The sequence below is a fragment of the Fusibacter sp. genome (genome assembly GCF_057447755.1).
Window position 1 is genome coordinate 1 of record NZ_JBVBZF010000531.1, and the last position, 1,516, is coordinate 1,516.

A 1,516-nucleotide genomic window follows, 5' to 3' on the forward strand; every position below is an offset into this window, starting at 1 on the left:
ATTTATATTTGAACTTTAATTCATACACGCAGACCATTTTATAACTCGATATTAATCTATATACACATCAATTCCAAGAACGCCAATAAAACCATTATCATCATATACGGTAATGCCAATCGTTTGGATTTGTCTGCCTGTCGTTGCATCTACATATGGATCGGAATAATATATTTCTTCCTCAACAGTACTTTGGTATACTGGCCTTTCTCTAAAGTCATATCCCTCAGGTAACGCTTCATTGGGATACATATAGAAGTCACCTTCAGCACTTCCGTAATAAGCATAAACAATTTCAAGATCTTCATTTAGGGTTATTTCAGTTAAGGCATCCATGATTTCTTCATCACTTGCAGACATACCCACCCAATCAGCACCATATATGGCGAGGTCGAACATCAAATCCATTGTGTCTGTATAATAGATGTCTTCACCATAGTCTTCACCATAGTCTTCACCATAGTCTTCTCCATAATCTTCATCAGAATAATCCGTATCACTATAAAGTGAATTATCTTCCCATGCGTCTGAATAAAGGTCTTCAACTGGTCTGTCCACGCTCATATTAATGGTCATGGCCACTAAAACTGTCAAAATTAATTTTCCTATCATTTTAATCTCCTTATGTAAATTTAAATTTATTTAGATTGCATCTTACCCTATTTTTAGGATTAAAAATAGTTGTGCAATACCTAACGCTATTGGAAGCACAGAAAACATCATAAGCCACTTGTTTTTTGATTTAAAGCCACTGCTTAAACCTATAAAGCCTAAAACAACCACCGCAATAATACTCACTATTGACATCTCTTTTCTCCTAACCTCAAATAAAATATTTCATAAATACCGCAATATCTCCATTCTTCCCATCACGACTTGGATAATGGGAAAAATCGACGCCCTCAATCACAAAACCACACCTCTGATAAAAACGAATTGCAGGATAATTTGTATTTTGAGTTTCTAATCCAACGAGTCTAAATGCCTTTTGGAAGGCTAATGTAATAACGTGTTCAACTAGAATCCTTCCAATACCGATCCCCTGATGCATACTCGCAACTCTAATATTTTCAATCCACAAGGAATTATTCCATGATATTTCATTACAAATGATAAAGCCAACCAATTTATTATTTAGATAAGCGCCAAAGGAATATCCCAGTTCTATTACTTGTTTAAAATAAAGAAATGAATTTTCTGTTGATTGCCATTCTTTTATAAATGGCTCTGAAAGAGATTCAACCATCATATCGATTGACATGTGATTTTTATCCACCTTGCGTCTGATCGATAAAATCTCAGAGGTTTCAAATCCATTAAACCCCATTTCCGTCATATCACTCATATCTAATTGATTGAGTTTAATAATTTCCAGCATATCCACTCCTAAAATCAGTGTGATGTTTAACCATTATACCATTTTTATCGGACAAAACAAATCATCCAATCACCTTATTTCGGCCAGTGGTTTTTGCTAAATATAGTTTTCTATCAGACTCCTTCAAAACAGCGTCAA

3 protein-coding genes are annotated in these 1,516 nt (G+C 34.4%); all 3 read right to left on the reverse strand.

Going from position 1 to position 1,516, the window contains the following annotated elements:
- Positions 1-51: 51 nt before the first annotated feature.
- From AC220I_RS22440 to AC220I_RS22450, 3 genes are read right to left on the reverse strand one after another with little or no spacing between them, the layout of a single operon-like run.
- A complete protein-coding gene (locus AC220I_RS22440; protein WP_486726096.1) occupies positions 52-612 on the reverse strand; it encodes a cache domain-containing protein in 561 nt (186 codons plus the stop codon).
- Positions 613-654: 42 nt separating this feature from the next.
- Positions 655-807, reverse strand: a complete 153-nt coding sequence (locus AC220I_RS22445) for a hypothetical protein (RefSeq protein ID WP_486726097.1) — start codon at positions 805-807, stop codon at positions 655-657.
- Positions 808-823: 16 nt separating this feature from the next.
- Positions 824-1,378, reverse strand: coding sequence for a GNAT family N-acetyltransferase (locus AC220I_RS22450; protein WP_486726098.1), 555 nt, complete (start codon positions 1,376-1,378; stop codon positions 824-826).
- Between the last annotated feature and the right edge of the window lie 138 nt (positions 1,379-1,516).

What these genes read in the sequence shown, in the direction of transcription:
- AC220I_RS22445 (WP_486726097.1), bottom strand. Translation starts at nt 807, where the DNA reads ATGTCAATAGTGAGTATTATTGCGGTGGTTGTTTTAGGCTTTATAGGT.
- AC220I_RS22440 (WP_486726096.1), bottom strand. Translation starts at nt 612, where the DNA reads ATGATAGGAAAATTAATTTTGACAGTTTTAGTGGCCATGACCATTAAT.
- AC220I_RS22450 (WP_486726098.1), bottom strand. Translation starts at nt 1,378, where the DNA reads ATGCTGGAAATTATTAAACTCAATCAATTAGATATGAGTGATATGACG.